The following is a 16556-nucleotide window of genomic DNA, read 5'->3' as shown; positions in this document are numbered from 1 at the left end:
CGGCCACAGGCCGTGCCCCTTCGTCATACCCGGGCCGCCGCGCATCGGCTACCATCGTCGGTCTAAGGGGGAGCCACGTGACGCGCACAGCACTGCCCACTGCCCTCGGTGGATACGAGGACTGGCCTCCGTACGTCTGGTCGAGCAACGGCCGCGAAGCGGTACCCGGCGAGCTCGCTCGCGTGCTTGGAGTGCCCGCGGTTCCGGCCGTGCTCGACCTGCGCGTCGACGGTGAGTCCACCACGCGCGATGTTCGCACGACAGAGCTGTCCTGGCAGCTCGGCTACGGCCCACGGACGCGCGCGTATCATCTCCGTCCCGCCGGCGAGGACGGTCCCCTGCCGGGCGTGCTCTTCATGCACTGCCATTCCGACAACAAATGGCTCGGCGCCGACAGGCTCGTCGACCTCGGGTACGATTCCCGGCCAGAGGCCGTGGCCCTGCGTGCGGCGATGTACGACGGGCAGGCGCCGGCGAACGCGCTGGCGTCGCGCGGATTCGCGGTCCTCGCGCACGATACCTTCGGCTGGGGAACCCGGCGGTTCACCATGGATCCGCCCGCGGAGCGCTCCGCCCGGCACCTCGCCGGCCAGGAGGCGCTGTGGACTTCCGGTGGCATCGAGCCCACGGAGGAGATGCGCTACAACGCATTCGCCGCGGACCACGAGAACACGGTGGCCAAGGCCGGAGCGCTCATCGGCACGACGTTCGCCGGGATGGTCGCGCACGACGACCTCGCCGCCCTGAATGTGCTGGGCGCGCTGCCGGGCGTCGATTCCTCACGGCTGGGCACCGCCGGGCTCTCGGGTGGCGGTGGCCGGGCGATGATTCTCGCTGCGCTCAGCCCGCGCATCCGTGCGCACGTCATCTCCTGCATGATGACGACGTTCGCGTCCTTGCTTCCCGCGTACCTCGACCTGCACTCCTGGCTCATGCACACCCCGGGCCTCTGGCAGCTCGCCGACTGGCCGGAGATCCCCTTCACGCGCGCCGCGGTGAACCCGCATTCCCTCCTGGTGCAGTACGCGCTCGACGACCAGCTCTTTCCGGAGCAGGGCATGCGTGACGCGGATGCGCTGCTCACCGCGGCGTCAGGCGCGGGATTCGACTACACCGCAGCCTGGCACGCGGGCGGGCACGCGATGACCCGAGCCATGCAGTCTGAGGTTGCGGCGTTCTTCACGAAGACCCTGGCCGAGGTCGCCTGACACGCCCGCTCCCCCACCGCGAAACCGGACTTGTGGTCGCTTTCCGCGCGCGTCTAAGCGACCACAAGTCCGGTTTCGCGTGTAAGGGGTCAGCCCTTCAGGCCCGAGCTGGCGACGCTGTCCACGATCTGCCGCTGGGCGAGCGTGAACAGGATGAGCACCGGCACCGAGGCGATGACCGCGCCGGCCATCACGATGCCGAAGTGCGTGGAGTATGCGCCCTGCAGCACCGACAGCCCGGGCTGCAGCGTGAGGTGCTCCGGGCTCAGCAGCACGTAGATCGGCCACAGGAAGTCGTTCCAGTTGGTGAGGAAGCTGAGCACCGCGAGCGTCGCGATCGCCGGCCGTGAGAGCGGCAGCACGATTTGCAGGAAGATGCGGATGTCGCCGGCGCCGTCGATGCGCGCTGCTTCCTCGATCTCCCCGGGCAGGCCGACGAAGAACTGCCGCAGGAAGAAGATGCCGAACGCTCCGGCGGCACCGGGGATGGTGATCGCCCAGATGCTGTCGAGCCACCCGAAGTTCTGCACGATGAGGTAGTTCGGGATCAGGAAGATCACCGGCGGCACCAGCAGGGTGGAGACGATCGCCCCGAAGACGATCTTCTTGCCACGGAACTCCAGCCGTGCCAGAGCGTACGCCCCCATCGAGGCGGTCACCAGGATGATGACCGTCTGCAGCGTGGCCGCGGCCACGCTGTTGAAGAACCACCGGAAGATCGGCTGCTGCCCGCTGGACAACAGGGTCTCGTAGGCCTCGAAAGTGAACGGGTTCGGAATCGGGTTGGCCGGCGCGTTGATCGCGTTGTAGTCCGTCTTGAACGACGTGAGGAAGATCCAGATCAACGGCACGACGATCACGAGTGCCGTCAGGATCAGGGCAACGTACAACCAGACGCGCGCCTTCCCGACGCTCCGGCGCCTCCGGGGGGACCGGTCGAGCGGCGCTTCAGACGGCAGGGCCGTGTTGCGGGCCACCGTCGGTTCAGCGTTGACAGTCATCGGTCCTCACTCCGTCTTCTCGCGTTGCAAGCGGAAATTCACGATGCTGATCACCGCGAGGAAGGCGAACAGCACGTAGCTCATCGCCGCGGCCGCACCCATCTGGTTCTGCGCGAGTCCCTGGTCGGCGATGTACATGATCACGGATCTCGTCGTGGTTCCCGGGTGACCGTTGGTCAGCAGGTAGGACTGTCCGAACATGTTGGCCGACGCGAGGATCGTCACGGTTGTGACGAACGCCATGACGGGCCTGAGCCCCGGCAGGGTGACGCTGAAGAACTTGCGCATCGCCCCGGCTCCATCAACGGATGCCGCATCGTACAGTTCGGCGTTGATGCCCTTCAGCCCGGCCAGGAGAATGACGGTGTTGAAGCCCATCGTCCACCACACCGTGACGCCGACCAGCGATACCCAGGCCCACGGGACGTCGACCGTCCACGGGATGCGGGACGGGAGGCCGAACAGCTCGAGCACGTGGTTGACCACGCCCAGCTGCGGGTCGAGGAGGTACTGCCAGATCACGCCGATCACGGCGACGCCGAGCACGTACGGGGCAAAGAAGATCCCGCGGAAGATGGTGCCTCCGCGGATCTTCTGGTTGAGCATCACGGCGATCAGCAACGGGATCACCAGGAGGAACGGCACGCTGGCGACCGTGAAGATGCCGGTCGCGGTCATGCTCTCCCAGAAGTCACCGAAGGTGAGCGAGCCGGGGGTGAACAGGTCGACGTAGTTGTCGATGCCGCTGAACGGCTTGAGCGGCAACAGCGGGTTCCAGATGTGCAGGCTGATCCAGATTCCGTAGATCGCCGGCGCGAGCACGAACACGCAGAACAGGATGAGGAACGGGGCCAGGAAGAGATAGGCCGTTCCGGTCTTCCTGCCGCGACCGGGTCCCCCGGAGCTGGTGCTCCGGGGGACCACAGGGGCGAGGCTGGTGCTAGCCACCGTACTGCTTCTTGTTCTGCTGCAGGATCTTGTCCGCCTGCGCCGCAGCGTCGTCGAGGGCCTGCTTCGGCGACTTCTTCAGGAGCACGGCCTCGTTGACCGCGGTCGTGATGAGGGCGTTGGCCCCGTTGATACCCGGCGAGACCGTCTCGTAGTGGGCGTATTCCAGCTCCTTCATGAACGGCTCGAGGTTCGGGTACTGCTTGAGCAGCGCCGGGTCTTCCCGCACGCTGTTCTTCGCGGGCAGCTCGCCCGTGGCGGCCCATCCGCTGGAGTTGTCGTTCATCCACTTGACGAACGTGGCAGCGGCGGCCGTCTTGTTCTTGTCCTGGCCCTTGTTGTTCAGGAAGATCCAGTGCGTTGAACTCGACCAGACGGCCTTCTCCGTGCCGATCTGCGGCACGACGGCGGCCTTCCACTCGATCTTGTCGAGGGCGGCGTTGGTGGTCTGCCAGACACCGTTCCAGTTGAAGGCTGTCTTGCCTCCGATGAGAGCGTTGATGTTGCCGTCCTGGGCGACGTTCTTCGGGCTGTAGCCCTTCTTCACCAGGTCGACCATCCAGGTCAGCGCCTGCACGCCGGCGTCGGAGTTGAAGGTGGCCTTCGAGACGTCCTCGTTGTAGAGGTCGCCACCGAACTGCCAGAGCAGCGACTCGAACTCGAACGTTCCGGTGAAGACGTATCCGTCGACCCATTCGCCCTGGACGCCGGCCGCCTTCAGCTTGTCGAGCGCCTTGAGGTAGCTGTCCTTGTCTGTGGGCAGGTTCTCGGGGTCGAGTCCGGCCTCCTTCAGCACGGTCGTGTTGGCGTAGAGGCCCAACGGGGTCACGCTCCACGGAATGGCGTACTGGCTGCCGTTGTAGACACTCGCGTCGAACAGGCCGGACGGGAAGTCCTCCGCCTTGTAGCCGAGCGTCTTGACGATGTCGTCGACCGGGAGCACGAGCCCCTGGGCGGCGTACGTGGCGAGGTCGTCACCGTGGGCGACCGAGACGTCGGGGCCCTTGCCGGCCTTGATGGCCAACGGCATCTTGGCGGAGATGTCCGCCCACTCCATGGGCACGTCTTTGACGGTGATGTTCTTGTGTTCGTCGTTGAATTGCTTGATGAGCTTCGGAACCAGCACCGGGGCTGCGCCACCGGTCCATCCGTTCCAGAAGCTGATGGTCACGTCGGGACCGCTGTATTCGCCGCCCTCGAGTGACACGCCCTTGTCGGCACTGCCTCCGCCGCCGCTGCAACCGACGAGAGCCGCGCCCACTCCGATTGCCAGCGCCGCCGCGAGCGCGCGCTTGCCTGTTCTCCGCTTCACTGTGCTGCTCTCCTTCACCTGTGATCGCCGGACACGGCGATATCTGCCCCGGCCCGCGGCGAGACTCCGGTGGGAGTAGCTCATCCTCGAACCTGTTTGTGAATTTACAGCGCTGTAATATGGAAGTCAAGGAGCCCGCCCGCAACTGGCAGGAGGCACACCGGCGTCCGTCCCGTGCTGACAGGCAACTAGAGTCGACTCGAGCGAGAAGGCGGAACGTGCTCGTAGCGGTAGGGGAAGGTCGCGGCATGGGCAAGGTACGGCTGCAGGATGTGGCCAGCAGAGCGGGCGTGTCGATGAAGACCGTCTCCAACGTCGTGCACGACTATCCCCACGTGAGCGAGGCGATGCGGCACCGGGTGCAGCGTGCCATCGACGAGCTCGGGTACCGGCCGAACGTGCTCGGCCGCCGGCTCGCCACCGGCCGCACCGGCCTGCTGGCGCTGGCCTTCGCCGACGTGAGCCTGCCGTATTTCTCGGAACTCGCCCGGATCGTCTCTGCCGCGGCCGCCCGTCGCGGGTACCGGCTGCTGCTGGAGCAGACGGACGGCACCCTGGAGGGCGAGCGCGCCGTGGTGTCGAGCAGCGAAGCGGGCCTCGTCGACGGGGTCATCTTCCAGCCGTCCGTCATGTCGTCCACCGAGATCGCCCAGCACCGCAATGACGTTCCCCTGGTGCTCCTCGGCGAGGGGCCCGCACCGGTCACCGTGGACCACGTGATGATCGACAACGCCGCGGCCGCGGCCGCCGCCACCACGCATCTGCTGAATCTCGGCCGCCGGCGCATCGGGTTCCTGGGCCACGAGGAGCAGAGGACCTCCGCCACGTCCAAGCAGCGCCTGCGCGGCTACCAGCACGCGCTCGAGGAAGCAGGACTCACCCCCGACCTCGACCTGCTGCTCCCCAGCAAGGCGGTGACCTCCGCCGACGCCGTGGTGGCTGTCTCCAGTGCGCTGGACCGGGGGCTGCACTTCGACGGGCTCGTCTGCCGCGACGACCTGGCCGCCATCGGCGCGCTGCGCGCCCTGCAGGAGCGCGGGCTCGGGGTACCGGATGACGTCGCGGTGACCGGGTGGGACAACATCTCGATGACGTCCTTCACGCATCCGACCCTGACGACGATCGCCCCCGACACCCTCAGCCTCGCGGAGACCGCCCTCGATCTTCTCGAGGAGCGCATCAACGGGCACGACGGCATGGGACGCCACCGCATCGTCGACTTCACACTCCTCGCACGGGAGAGCGCTCCGGGCCTGCCCGCGGTCCTCGTCTCCTGACCCTCCCTGACGCGGTGCGGTTCTGGTGCTGTTTTACAGCGCTGGAAATCTGGGGCACACTGTAGCCATGAATACGGATGGGGCAATCGGCGACGACGCGACGCTTCGGGCGAGTGAGCAGGACGGGACGTATCCACGACCCCAATTGATGCGGGCAGCCTGGTGCGACCTGTCGGGCGAGTGGGGGTTCCGCTTCGACGACCAGCGTGAGGGGATCGCTGCCGCCTGGTACCGGGATCCCCAGTTCGACCACACCATCACCGTTCCGTTCCCGCCGGAGTCGCCCGCATCGGGAGTGAATGACCCCGGCTACCACCCGGTGGCGTGGTACCAGCGGGAGCTCAGCGCCGAGGATCTCGCCGCCGCCGGGGACCGCGGCGATGACGGCCGGATCCTGCTGCATTTCGGCGCCGTCGACTACCGCTGCCAGGCATGGCTGAACGGCATATTCCTCGGTGGGCATGAAGGCGGACACACGCCGTTCCAGCTTGACATCACACAGGCCATCGACCCGGCCCGTACGACACAGATCCTCGTGGTCCGCGCCGAGGACGAGCCGCTCGACGTCTCCCAGCCGCGCGGCAAGCAGGACTGGCTTCCCGAGCCGCACTCGATCTGGTACCAGCGGACCACCGGCATCTGGCAGACCGTGTGGCTCGAAGCGGTGCCCGCGCTGTCGATCGAGTCCCTGCACTGGGTCACCGACATCCCCGGCGCCTCCGTCCAGCTCGCCCTGCGGCTGAACCGCTGGCCCGATGCCGACGCACGCGTGCAGGTGGAGCTCTCCTACGCGGGCGAGTGCCTGGGCACGGTCGTCGTGCAGGCCGCCGGCGCCCAGGTCGACGCGGTCATCCCGCTCCCCCGCCAACGAAACGGCCAGGGTTACGAGCGACTGCTCTGGGCGCCGGAACACCCCCGGTTGATCGACGCCCAGGTCACGCTCCTCGTCGGGGACGAGCCCTGCGACACCGTCGCCTCCTACCTGGGGCTTCGTTCGGTGGCCGTGGCACGAGGAGCGTTCCTGCTCAACGACAGGCCCTACTACATGCGCTCGGTGCTCAGTCAGGGCTACTGGCCCGACTCGCATCTCGCGGCGCCCTCCGTCGACGCCCTCCGTGCCGAGGCGCAGCTGATCAAGGACCTCGGGTTCAATGCCGCCCGCGTGCACCAGAAGGTGGAAGACCCGCGCTTCCTGTTCTGGGCCGACAAGCTCGGGCTGCTGTTGTGGGGTGAGATGCCGAGCACCTTCGAGTTCACGACGGCGTCTGTCACGCGCACCATGGCGGAATGGACCGAGGTGATCGACCGCGACCTGTCGCATCCGTCGATCGTGACCTGGGTGCCGCTCAACGAGAGCTGGGGCGTGCAGCACATCGCTCACACGCCGGCGATGCGCGACTACGCCCGCGGCCTCTACCACCTGACCCGGGCCCTCGACCCGTCCCGGCCCGTCATCTCGAACGACGGCTGGGAGCACCTCGAGTCCGACATCTGGTCGGTGCACGACTACGAGGCCTCCCCGGAGGTGATGCGCGAGCGCTACGCCGACGAGGCGGCCATGGAGCGCCTGTTCGCGGGGATGGGCCCGGCCGGGCGGCGCATCCGCTTGACCGGCGAGCCCGACCAAGGCCAGCCGGTGATGCTGACCGAGTTCGGCGGCATCCAGTTCTCGGTCGACGAACCGGCGACGGATGCCTGGGGCTATTCCCAGGCGACATCGGTCGACGACTTCGCCGAACGGGTGGGGTCGCTGCTGGAGGCCGTGCGCTCCAGCGGGGTCCTCGCCGGTTTCTGTTACACCCAGCTGACCGACACCATGCAGGAGGCCAACGGGCTGTGCGACGAGAACCGGGTTCCGAAGCTGCCCGCCGGCGACATCGCGCGCATGATGGGCGGGGCAGAATAGCGGGATGACCCTTTCCGGCACCCAGTTCGACCTCGCCTTCGGCGACTACACCGCCACGATCGCGAGCGTCGGGGCGACGCTCCGCACCCTCCGCCACCACGGTCGCGACCTCGTTGTTCCCTTCGCGGCCGACGAGGTGCGACCCGCGTATCGCGGCGCCACCCTCGCCCCGTGGCCGAACCGGGTGGTCGACGGCCGGTACTCGTTCCGCGGCAGCGAATACGAGCTGCCGCTCACCGAGCCGAAGCGGGGGCACGCCCTGCACGGTCTCGCCGCGTGGCTCGACTTCGTCGACCTGGAGCAGACCGCCGACCGGGTGCTGCTGGCCACCACGATCGAGGCGCAGGAGGGCTACCCGTTCCAGCTCCAGGTGCGCGTGGAGTTCAGGCTCGACGGCGACGGGCTGCACACGACTGTGACTACCCGCAACACCGGGCGCGATGCCGCGCCCTACGGAACCGCTCCGCACCCCTACCTGGTCGCCGGCGACGGCCGCGTCGACGATTGGACGCTGGAACTCGGCGCATCCCAGGTGCTCACCGTCACGCCCGATCGCCTCATCCCGGTCGACCTCGTCGACGTGAGCTCAGCCGAGGCGGGCGCACTCGACTTCCGGCAGCCACGCCGGATCGGCGACACCTTCATCGACCACGCGTTCACGGGCCTGTCTCGCACGCCGGCGGGGGTGGCGGAGGTGCGAGTCACCGCGCCCTCCGGCACCGGGGTCGCCATGCGCTGGGATGCGAGTTGCCCCTGGGTGCAGGTGCACACGGCCGACCAGCCCGTGGCGGCCGTGAACCGCATCGGCCTGGCGGTGGAGCCCATGACGTGCCCGCCCGACGCGTTCAACTCGGGCACGGACCTCATCACGCTCGAGCCGGGCGCATACGCATCCGCTGCCTGGACGATCGCCGCCCTCTGACGATCGCCCCTCACGAGCTACGCGGGCTGAACGCCGCTGCGCGGGTTGAATTCATGGCGCGCAGCGGCGTTCGACCCGCGCCTCGCGAATACGGATGCCGCGGGTCAGGCGGGCGCGGGCGCTCGCGTTGCCGCCGGCATGCGGAACGCGAACCCGCACGCGCCCAGCAGGAACACGGCCGCGACCCCGAACGCCACCGGGTACGACGCCACCTCCACGAGCCACCCGGCCACGAGCGGACCGATGATCGCCCCGAAGTCCGAGGCCATCGAGAAGACCGCGACCGGTCGACCGCCGCGTGCCCCGGCGGCGTCGCCCACGGATGCCGCGGGCGCGGTACCGAGGAACGCCGCCGCGATCCCGTAGACGCAGAGCAGCGCGGCCAGCACGACGATGTTGGGTGCGAATGGCACGGCGAAGATGGTCGCCCCCGCGACCGCGCAGGCGCCGATGATCGCCGGCTTGCGGCCGATGGTGTCGACGAACGCGCCCGCCGGCCCGAGGGCCAGCGTCTGCGCGACGGCCGCGCAGGCGAAGGCGACGCCTGTCCACGCGGCCGGATCGTGCAGCACCTCGACCACGAGCACCGGGATGAGCGCGCTCCGCACGCCGAGTGAGGTCCAACCCTGTGCGAAGTTGGTCAGGCACGCCGCCTGGAAGCGCACGTCGCGCAGCACCTGACTGAAGGGGACGGCCGGCACCGCCTCCTCCGTCGCCTGTGCCGCGTGCGCCCGGGGCCGCAGCAGCATGATGCCGATCGCGCCGGCGATAGCCAGTGTGCCGGCGTAGAAGAAGAACGGTGCTGTGAGCGAGATGGTGGCCAGCAGCCCGCCGAGCGCGGGCCCGGCCATGCCACCGATGAGGAAGCCGCCCTGATAGAACCCGACGGATCGGCCCCTTGTGCCGGGCGCGGTCGACCCGAGCAGGAGCGTCATCGCCGACACCGAGAACATGGCGGAGCCGATCCCGCCCGCGCCGCGCAGCACCAGCACCTGGGGGTAGGTGTGGGCGAGCCCGACGAGCGCACTCGACACCGCCACGATGCCGATGCCCGTCGAGAGGATGATGCGTTCCCCGGCCCAGTCGATGAGGCGGCCGCAGAACGGGCTGAACACGAACCGCATGAGGGCGAACGCTGAGATGACGGCCCCGATCTCGACGTACCCCACGCCGAAGCTCCGCACGTAGACCGGCAGCACCGGCACGACGACGCCGAAGCCGACCATCACGAAGAAGGCGATGACGCCGAGCACGATGACGTCGCGGGAGAGCCGCGGCCGCCCGGACCGGACCCCGGCCGACCGGGTGAGATGGGGGAGGCGAGGCACGTGTATCAGGCTATCCGCCGGCGCCCGGGATGCGCTCGCCGTCCCGACCTCGATAACGTAGGGCTGACCTGCAACGGAGGGGGACGGATGCTGGAGATCAGAGGCGTCAACAAGCACTATGGCAGTCGCCAGGTGCTCAAGGACGTGAGTTTCACGGTCGGGGACGCGCGCATGACGGGTTTCGTCGGCGGCAACGGCGCCGGGAAGACCACGACGATGCGCATCATCCTCGGGGTGCTGTCGGCCGATTCCGGCACGGTGCTGCTGGACGGCCAGCCGCTCACGGCCGGCGACCGCCGCCGCTTCGGCTACATGCCCGAGGAGCGCGGGCTCTACCCGAAGATGAAGGTGGCCGAGCACCTGGTCTACTTGGCGCGCCTGCACGGCCTGCCCACGGCATCCGCCAAGGCCAACGCCGACGCGCTGCTCGAGCGCCTCGGCCTCGGCGAGCGCGCCGGCGACACCGTGCAGTCGCTGTCGCTCGGCAACCAGCAGCGTGCGCAGATCGCGGCTGCGCTCGTGCACGACCCCGAGTTCCTCGTGCTCGACGAACCGTTCTCGGGCCTCGACCCGATGGCCGTCGAGGTCGTGCTGAACGTCCTCCGCGACTACGCCGCCGGGGGCGCGCCGGTGCTGTTCTCCTCCCACCAACTCGACATCGTCGAGCGGCTCTGCGACGACCTGGTCATCATCGCCGACGGCGAGATCCGGGCGAACGGCTCCAGGGAGGGCCTGCGCGACGACTTCGGTGCACCGCGGTTCGAGATCGGCGTGCCCGGCGACACCGACTGGGTGCGGGAGGTCCCGGGCGTCGCGGTGGTCTCCTCGTCCGCCGGTTCGGCCGTGTTCGAAGCCGAAACGGATGCCGCGAGCCAGGCGGTGCTGCAGCAGGCGCTGGCCCGCGGGCCGGTGCACTCCTTCGGCCGGCAGCGGCCGTCCCTGGCCACCATCTTCAAGGAGATCGTCACGTGAGCACCAGCGATTCCCCCGTCCGAACGACCTCTCCCTACCCCGCCCCCTCCTTCGCGGAGAGTGTGCGCCTCATCGCGGTGCGCGAGATCATGGCGAGGATTCGAAGCAAGGTCTTCCTGGTGTCCACCGGGATCCTGCTCGTGGCGGCCGTCGCATCCGTTGTCATCGGCGGCCTCGTGAGCGCGCACCCCAGCCTGCCCAAGGTGGCTGTCGTCGGTTCGGCCGCCCAGCTCGTGGACCAGGCGACGGCACTCGAGGCCGTTCCGGCCGACGATACGGATGCCGCGGAGCAGCTGGTGCGTGACGGCACCGTCGACGCGGCGGTGGTCCCCGGCGGCGACACCCTGCTCGGCGTGACGGTCATCGCGAAGGATTCGCCGCCGAGCGATGTGCTCGGCGCGTTGAGCGTGACGCCACCGGTCACCCTGCTCGACCCGCCCCAGCAGAACGGATTCCTCGTCTACCTCGTTGCGCTCGGTTTCGGCCTGGTGTTCTTCATGTCGGCCATGACCTTCGGCAGCACCATCGCCCAGAGCGTGGTGGAGGAGAAGCAGACCCGCGTGGTCGAGATCCTGCTGTCCACCATCTCGGCCCGGGCGCTGCTGACCGGAAAGGTCGCCGGCAACAGCATCATGGCGTTCGGGCAGATCGTGCTGATCGGCCTGCTGGTGTCGCTCGGCATGGCCGTGACCGGCCAGCACACGCTGCTCGGCGATGTCGGGCCGTCGATCATCTGGTTCGCGGTGTTCTTCGCGATCGGCTTCGTGTTGCTGGCGGCGCTCTACGCGGCGACCGCGTCGCTCGTCTCCCGGCAGGAGGACGTGGGCTCGGCAACGTCGCCCGTGATGCTGCTCGTCATGATCCCCTACTTCCTGGTGATCTTCTTCAACGACAACGACTTCGTGCTGGCGATCATGTCGTACATCCCGTTCTCAGCGCCGGTCGGCATGCCCATGCGCGTCTTCCTCGGAAGCGCAGCGTGGTGGGAGCCGCTGGTCTCCCTCGCGATCCTGCTGGCGACGACGCTCGCGGTGATCCTGCTCGGCGCCCGCGTCTACTCAAACTCGCTGCTTCGCATGGGCGCGAAGGTACCGCTGAAGGAGGCGCTGCGGGCATGACAAGCTGCTCCACGGGATGCGGGAAGATAGTCGGGTGACTCCACTCCATGACCTCTCCTCCCGCGGCTTCGCTTCCGACAACTACTCGGGGGTCCACCCCGAGATCCTCGAGGCGATCGTGCAGGCCAACGGTGCGCACCAGATCGCGTACGGCGAAGACGTGTACACGGCGCGACTGCAGGAAGTTTTCGTGCAGCACTTCGGCGCGGGCGTCGAAGCCCTCCCGGTGTTCAACGGCACCGGCGCCAACGTGGTGGGCCTCCAGTCCATGCTTCCGCGCTGGGGTGCGGTGATCTGTGCGGCCACCGCGCACATCAACACGGATGAGGGCGGCGCGCCCGAGCGGGTCGCCGGCCTCAAGCTCCTCCCCGTTCCCACGCCCGACGGCAAGCTGACCCCCGACCTCATCGACCGGGAGGCGTGGGGCTGGGGCGATGAGCACCGCGCACAGCCTCTCGCCGTCTCGATCACCCAGACCACCGAGCTCGGAACGGCATACACCGCCGACGAGATCCGCACGATCGCGGACCACGTGCACGAGCGCGGCATGAAGCTGCACATGGACGGAGCGCGCATCTCCAACGCGGCGGCCAGCCTTGGCCTGCCGTTGCGTGCGTTCACGCGCGACGTGGGGGTCGACGTGGTGAGCTTCGGCGGAACGAAGAACGGCCTCATGCTCGGCGAGTGCGTGCTCGTGCTGAACCCCGACGCATCCGCCGGCCTGCACTACCTGCGCAAGCTCAACATGCAGCTGTCGTCGAAAATGCGCTTCGTCTCGGCGCAGTTCATCGCCCTGCTCGAGGGCGACCTGTGGTTGCGCAACGCGTCGCACGCGAATGGGATGGCGGCACGGCTGCGCTCCGCCCTCGAAGATGGCATCGCCGCCGGCGAATGCCCCGGTCTCTCGTTCAGCCAGGCCACCGAGTCGAACGCCGTGTTCGCGGTGGTGCCCGCAGGCGTCGCCGACCGGCTCCGCGGCGAGTTCCGGTTCTACGACTGGGACCAGGCCACCGGCGAGGTGCGCTGGATGTGCGGCTTCGACACCACCGAAGACGACATCGATCGCTTCGTGACGGCCGTGAAGCGCGAGCTCGCCGCCGCCTGAACCGGAATAACGGATGCCGCACCGTGTTAAAGCGTGTGGGTCATCGTCGCCCCGGCCGCATCCGTTCAACCGAAAGACGTTCATGAGCCTCATCACCGATACCGTCAACCGCTCCGCCGACACCGAGGCTCCCATCTTGCCGATCCTCGCCGAGCGCTGGAGCCCCCGTGGCTTCGACGCGGAAGCGGTGATCGATGAGGACACCCTCACCACGATCCTCGAGGCTGCGCGCTGGGCGCCGTCGGCATCGAACATCCAGCCGGCACGCTTCATCGTCGCGCGCCGGGGTTCCAGCGCGTTCGACACCATCCACGACGCCTTGGCGGGATTCAACCGGGCCTGGGCGGATGCGGCATCCGTTCTGATCGTCGGCGTCGCCGAACTCAACATCGACGCGGAACGCGAGAACCCCTGGGCGAAGTACGACCTCGGGCAGGCCGTCGCGCACCTGAGCATCCAGGCGCAGCACGAGGGGCTGCACACCCACCAGATGGGTGGCTTCGACCCGGCCGCCTTGGGCGCTGCATTCGACCTGAGCGACGATCAGGCGGTCGTCACCGTTACCGCGCTCGGGATGCTCGGCGACCCCGAGCTGCTGCCCGAGGAACTGCGCAAGCGCGAGTCCGCGCCGCGCACGCGCAAGCCGCTGTCGGAGCTGCTGCTCGTCGATGCGTAACCCGTTCCGCCCGTCGCGCTCGTTCCTTCACGCCTTCACGCGAAGTCAGGGCCGCAGCAGCACCTTGACGGCGCGGCGCTCGTCCATGGCGGCGTAAGCCTCGGACACCTCCGCGAGCGGAAGCTCGAGGTCGAATACCCGGCCGGGGTCGATCGCACCGGAGAGCACTTCCGGCAGCAGCTCGGGGATGTAGCCGCGCACGGGCGCGACGCCGCCGTTCACGCCGACGTTGCGTCCGAACAGCTGGCGGATCGGCAACTCAGCGCCGCCGTTGGGCACGCCCACGTAGCCGACAATGCCGCCCGGGCGGGTCGACCGGATCGCCTGGTCCATCGATTCCTTCGTGCCGACGCACTCCAGCACGCAGTCGGCACCGATGCCATCGAACATCTCCCGGATGCGCTCCACGCCGGCGTCGCCGCGCTCCTCGACGATGTCGGTGGCGCCGAAGTGCCGGGCCAGCTCCTGCCGGTCGGCGTGGCGCGACATAGCGACGATGCGCGACGCGCCGAGGCGCCGGCTCGCCAGCACCGCACACAGGCCGACGGCGCCGTCGCCGACGACCACGACGGTGCTTCCGGTCGTGACGCCCGCCGACACGGCAGCGTGGTGCCCGGTGCCCATCACGTCGGCGAGGGCCAGCAGCCCGGGAACCTGCGACGGTTCCGGCTGCGACGGGGTGGAAACGAGGGTGCCGTCGGCGTGCGGAACGCGAACACGCTCGCCCTGGCCGCCGTCGGCGAATGCGCCGAACGGGTCCTCAGCACCCCAGGAAGCGCCGTTCAGGCACGACGTGCTCACGCCGTTGCGGCAGTTGATGCAGGTGTTGTCGCAGTCGTAGAAGGGTGCGATCACGAAGTCGCCCACGCGCACGTTCTGCACGTCGGGGCCGGTCTCCTCGACGATGCCCACGAATTCATGGCCGATGCGTCGCGGTGCCGTTGTGGGGGTGATGCCGCGGTATGGCCAGAGGTCGGAGCCGCACACGCAGGCGGCCAGCACGCGCACAATGGCGTCACCACCGGTGGAGAGGACCGGGTCGGGAACCTCCTCGAGTCGAACGTCGTGTTCACCGTAGATCATCGTTGCCAGCATGATTCGAGCCTAAACCGCATTTCGGCCTCCCGCCCGGCGGGGGGAGGATGGGACCATGAGCAACGGAACGCAATCAGAACCGGAGCAGCCCCTGGTGCTCGTCGTCATGGGGGTGTCCGGCTCCGGCAAGACGACCGTGGCGAAGATCCTCGCCAAGCGCTTGGGCTGGGCGTACGAGGAGGGCGACAGCCTGCACCCCCGGGCCAACGTCGAAAAGATGGCGTCGGGGCATCCGCTGGACGACGCCGACCGGGCACCGTGGCTGGAGCTCATCGCCGACTGGATCGACGGATGCCTGGACCGCGGCAAGAGCGGCGTGGTCACCTGCTCTGCGTTGAAGCGCGCCTACCGTGATGTGCTCGACCGCCGTGGGTCGGGTGTGGTCTTCGTCTACCTCGAGGGATCGAAGGAGCTCATCGCCGACCGGCTCTCGTCTCGGGAGGGCCACTTCATGCCGCCGGGTCTGCTCGACAGTCAGTTCGCCGACCTCCAGGTGCCCGGTGACGATGAACCGGCTGTCCACGTCAACATCACGCCGCTGCCGCCGGTGATCGCGCAGAACGCCATCGACAAGCTGGGCCTGAACGACGTGGCGGCGGCCCGCACTCAGTGATCGGCTGACGGCTTGTCGGCCACGAAGGGGCGCGACACGTCGATGATGCTGCGTAGCGAGACGGATGCCGCGACGCCGATCGAGACGGATGTCGCCGTGCCCACGCGCTGGTCGAGCGACCGGCTGAGCGTCGCCACGGCGTCTTCGGCGGCCTGCAGCCGGTCGGCGGACTCCTCGGCGCGCACCGGGCTCGCGATCAGTTCTCCCACGGCGCCGATCGCGGCCTGCAGTTCCCGGGTCACGACGGCCGAATCCACCGCCGTCTCGTCACCGGCGCCGTCCTCCTCACCGTCCTCGGAGTCCGACGTGAGGAAGCGGCGCAGCAGGTCGGTGAGGTCGCGCACGTAGAACAGCGCGTGCTCGAGCGCACGCATCCGCTGGTAGTCCTGGTTCACCTGCTTGCCCGCCCGCCGCCCGCGCGGATTGCCCTTGCGGCTCTCGTCGGCTTGCGAGACGGCGGAACGCACCGTGCCCGCGGCCTCCTCGAGGTTGCCGATGTCCGTCGACCAGTCATGGTCGCCGGGAGGATCGTCATCGAGCGCGTCGGCTAGGTTGCGCAGGTAGTCGGCGACGCGGTCACGCAGCTTGTCGAGCCGTTCCTCGGCGTCGCGCAGGTAGAGCGGGGGAACGATGAAGAGGTTCACCAGGGTCCCCACGATCGCTCCGAAGACGACGTGCACCAGATAATTGATCGAATACGCGTCGGCGTCACCGCCACCGATGAGCAGAACGAACAGGGCCGTCACCGGCACCCAGCTGCGCCCCTCCCCCAGCAGCCGCCAGCCGGCCAGCAGCACGCCGACGCCCACGACGAGCGCCACCTTGAACACGCCGGGCGCCCCCAGCGCCAGTGCCCCGAACGCGACGGCTGCCCCAACGGCGAGCCCGGCCATCGCCTGCACGGCGGTGCGAACGGAGCGCACCAGCGTGGGGTACATGCTGATCACGGCGCCCAGGGGTGCGTAGTACGAGTAATCCGAGTCCAGGAACGGGAGGTGCGGAGCGAGAAACCACGCGATGGATGCCGCGAGCGCCGTCTTGAAGGCGAGCAGCACCCGTGGCTGGGTCACCGTTG

15 protein-coding genes are annotated in these 16556 nt (G+C 68.6%); 9 read left to right on the top strand and 6 right to left on the bottom strand.

From position 1 onward, the window contains the following. Positions 1-77: 77 nt before the first annotated feature. Complete coding sequence (locus tag EEJ31_RS00310) at positions 78-1208, top strand: acetylxylan esterase (protein ID WP_233563639.1); 1131 nt, start codon at positions 78-80, stop codon at positions 1206-1208. Positions 1209-1297: 89 nt separating this feature from the next. Here EEJ31_RS00310 and EEJ31_RS00305 read toward each other — a convergent pair whose 3' ends face one another. The 3 genes from EEJ31_RS00305 to EEJ31_RS00295 are packed head-to-tail and all read right to left on the bottom strand — an operon-like array spanning position 1298 to position 4469. After that, positions 1298-2209 carry a carbohydrate ABC transporter permease gene (locus EEJ31_RS00305; protein ID WP_123044295.1) on the bottom strand — a complete coding sequence of 304 codons (912 nt, stop codon included), beginning with the start codon at positions 2207-2209 and terminating at the stop codon, positions 1298-1300. 6 nt (positions 2210-2215) lie between these two features. After that, positions 2216-3157, bottom strand: a complete 942-nt coding sequence (locus EEJ31_RS00300; protein WP_123044294.1) for a carbohydrate ABC transporter permease — start codon at positions 3155-3157, stop codon at positions 2216-2218. Continuing rightward, a complete protein-coding gene (locus EEJ31_RS00295; protein WP_123044293.1) occupies positions 3150-4469 on the bottom strand; it encodes an ABC transporter substrate-binding protein in 1320 nt (439 codons plus the stop codon). Before EEJ31_RS00295 ends, EEJ31_RS00300 begins: the two co-directional genes overlap by 8 nt. A gap of 248 nt (positions 4470-4717) precedes the next feature. Between EEJ31_RS00295 and EEJ31_RS00290 the strand changes: the two genes are divergently transcribed. The 3 genes from EEJ31_RS00290 to EEJ31_RS00280 all read left to right on the top strand — a co-directional run bounded on the left by EEJ31_RS00290 (position 4718) and on the right by EEJ31_RS00280 (position 8574). Next, a complete protein-coding gene (locus EEJ31_RS00290) occupies positions 4718-5746 on the top strand; it encodes a LacI family DNA-binding transcriptional regulator (RefSeq protein ID WP_123044292.1) in 1029 nt (342 codons plus the stop codon). A gap of 67 nt (positions 5747-5813) precedes the next feature. Continuing rightward, positions 5814-7652: a glycoside hydrolase family 2 protein gene (locus tag EEJ31_RS00285; RefSeq protein ID WP_123044291.1), complete on the top strand. Its 1839-nt coding sequence runs from the start codon at positions 5814-5816 to the stop codon at positions 7650-7652. Positions 7653-7656: 4 nt separating this feature from the next. Further along, a complete protein-coding gene (locus tag EEJ31_RS00280; RefSeq protein WP_123044290.1) occupies positions 7657-8574 on the top strand; it encodes an aldose 1-epimerase family protein in 918 nt (305 codons plus the stop codon). Positions 8575-8678: 104 nt separating this feature from the next. Here EEJ31_RS00280 and EEJ31_RS00275 read toward each other — a convergent pair whose 3' ends face one another. Next, positions 8679-9902, bottom strand: coding sequence for an MFS transporter (locus EEJ31_RS00275; protein ID WP_233563638.1), 1224 nt, complete (start codon positions 9900-9902; stop codon positions 8679-8681). Positions 9903-9989: 87 nt separating this feature from the next. Between EEJ31_RS00275 and EEJ31_RS00270 the strand changes: the two genes are divergently transcribed. From EEJ31_RS00270 to EEJ31_RS00255, 4 genes are all read left to right on the top strand, one after another. Then, positions 9990-10874 (top strand): ABC transporter ATP-binding protein, encoded by an 885-nt coding sequence (locus EEJ31_RS00270; protein WP_123044289.1) that lies wholly within the window; start codon positions 9990-9992, stop codon positions 10872-10874. Beyond that, positions 10871-11992 (top strand): ABC transporter permease, encoded by a 1122-nt coding sequence (locus EEJ31_RS00265; protein ID WP_407643181.1) that lies wholly within the window; start codon positions 10871-10873, stop codon positions 11990-11992. The genes EEJ31_RS00270 and EEJ31_RS00265 overlap by 4 nt, the downstream gene beginning before the upstream one ends. A gap of 16 nt (positions 11993-12008) precedes the next feature. Beyond that, the gene (locus EEJ31_RS00260) at positions 12009-13097 is read left to right on the top strand and encodes a threonine aldolase family protein (protein ID WP_123044288.1); all 1089 of its coding nucleotides are present in this window, start codon (positions 12009-12011) and stop codon (positions 13095-13097) included. 82 nt (positions 13098-13179) lie between these two features. Next, positions 13180-13773, top strand: coding sequence for a nitroreductase family protein (locus EEJ31_RS00255; protein WP_123044287.1), 594 nt, complete (start codon positions 13180-13182; stop codon positions 13771-13773). Between the two features lie 45 nt (positions 13774-13818). Here the strand turns inward: EEJ31_RS00255 and EEJ31_RS00250 are convergent, their stop codons facing one another. Beyond that, positions 13819-14868 carry a zinc-dependent alcohol dehydrogenase family protein gene (locus EEJ31_RS00250; RefSeq protein ID WP_123044286.1) on the bottom strand — a complete coding sequence of 350 codons (1050 nt, stop codon included), beginning with the start codon at positions 14866-14868 and terminating at the stop codon, positions 13819-13821. A 55-nt stretch (positions 14869-14923) separates the two neighbouring features. Here EEJ31_RS00250 and EEJ31_RS00245 point away from each other — a divergent pair, with 55 nt between their 5' ends. Continuing rightward, the gene (locus EEJ31_RS00245) at positions 14924-15481 is read left to right on the top strand and encodes a gluconokinase (RefSeq protein ID WP_123044285.1); all 558 of its coding nucleotides are present in this window, start codon (positions 14924-14926) and stop codon (positions 15479-15481) included. On the opposite strand, the gene EEJ31_RS13795 is transcribed toward EEJ31_RS00245, so the two are convergent. Then, positions 15475-16551 carry an FUSC family protein gene (locus tag EEJ31_RS13795; RefSeq protein ID WP_158603864.1) on the bottom strand — a complete coding sequence of 359 codons (1077 nt, stop codon included), beginning with the start codon at positions 16549-16551 and terminating at the stop codon, positions 15475-15477. The two genes, EEJ31_RS00245 and EEJ31_RS13795, sit on opposite strands and share 7 nt — an antisense overlap. Positions 16552-16556 lie beyond the last annotated feature (5 nt).

The organism is Cryobacterium tepidiphilum, from assembly GCF_003716325.1.
In the GTDB taxonomy this organism is placed as follows: domain Bacteria; phylum Actinomycetota; class Actinomycetes; order Actinomycetales; family Microbacteriaceae; genus Cryobacterium; species Cryobacterium tepidiphilum.
Note: the sequence above shows the minus strand (reverse complement) of the source record. Positions and strands in the feature narration are given on the sequence as shown.

What these genes read in the sequence shown, in the direction of transcription:
- EEJ31_RS00305 (WP_123044295.1), bottom strand. Translation starts at nt 2,209, where the DNA reads ATGACTGTCAACGCTGAACCGACGGTGGCCCGCAACACGGCCCTGCCG.
- EEJ31_RS00290 (WP_123044292.1), top strand. Translation starts at nt 4,718, where the DNA reads ATGGGCAAGGTACGGCTGCAGGATGTGGCCAGCAGAGCGGGCGTGTCG.
- EEJ31_RS00285 (WP_123044291.1), top strand. Translation starts at nt 5,814, where the DNA reads ATGAATACGGATGGGGCAATCGGCGACGACGCGACGCTTCGGGCGAGT.
- EEJ31_RS00280 (WP_123044290.1), top strand. Translation starts at nt 7,657, where the DNA reads ATGACCCTTTCCGGCACCCAGTTCGACCTCGCCTTCGGCGACTACACC.
- EEJ31_RS00270 (WP_123044289.1), top strand. Translation starts at nt 9,990, where the DNA reads ATGCTGGAGATCAGAGGCGTCAACAAGCACTATGGCAGTCGCCAGGTG.
- EEJ31_RS00260 (WP_123044288.1), top strand. Translation starts at nt 12,009, where the DNA reads ATGCGGGAAGATAGTCGGGTGACTCCACTCCATGACCTCTCCTCCCGC.
- EEJ31_RS00255 (WP_123044287.1), top strand. Translation starts at nt 13,180, where the DNA reads ATGAGCCTCATCACCGATACCGTCAACCGCTCCGCCGACACCGAGGCT.
- EEJ31_RS00250 (WP_123044286.1), bottom strand. Translation starts at nt 14,868, where the DNA reads ATGCTGGCAACGATGATCTACGGTGAACACGACGTTCGACTCGAGGAG.
- EEJ31_RS00245 (WP_123044285.1), top strand. Translation starts at nt 14,924, where the DNA reads ATGAGCAACGGAACGCAATCAGAACCGGAGCAGCCCCTGGTGCTCGTC.